This is a genomic window from Archangium violaceum Cb vi76 (genome assembly GCF_000733295.1).
GTDB lineage: Bacteria > Myxococcota > Myxococcia > Myxococcales > Myxococcaceae > Archangium > Archangium violaceum.
In genome coordinates, this window is sequence record NZ_JPMI01000336.1 from 1 (window position 1) to 479 (window position 479).

The following is a 479-nucleotide window of genomic DNA, read 5'->3' on the forward strand; positions in this document are numbered from 1 at the left end:
GCTGGTGCTGCCGGCGTTGATGCTCAACTACATGGGGCAGGGGGCGCTGCTGCTGAGAGACCCCAGCAAGGCCTCCAACCCCTTCTTCCACCTGGCGCCGACGTGGGCGCTCTACCCGCTGGTGGTGCTGGCCACGGGGGCGACCGTCATCGCCTCGCAGGCGCTCATCTCGGGGGCTTTCTCGCTCACGCAGCAGGCGATTCAATTGGGGTACACGCCGCGCCTGGAGGTGGTGCACACCTCGGCGGAGGAGCGGGGGCAGATCTACCTGCCGGGCATCAACCTGGCGTTGCTGGTGGGCATCATCTTCCTGGTGCTGGGCTTCAAGTCCTCCAGCAACCTGGCGGCGGCGTACGGCATCTCGGTGACGACGACGATGACCATCACCACGGTGCTGGCGTACGTGGTGGCGCGCGAGCGCTGGAATGTGTCGCGGCTGGTGGCGCTGCCGGTGGCGGCGCTGTTCCTGGTGGTGGACC

Annotated in this window: 1 protein-coding gene; it reads left to right on the forward strand. The window is 67.8% G+C overall.

Features of this window, described 5'->3' with window-relative positions:
* On the forward strand, positions 1 to 479 hold a 479-nt coding region (locus tag Q664_RS44270; protein WP_043411072.1), incomplete at both ends, for a KUP/HAK/KT family potassium transporter.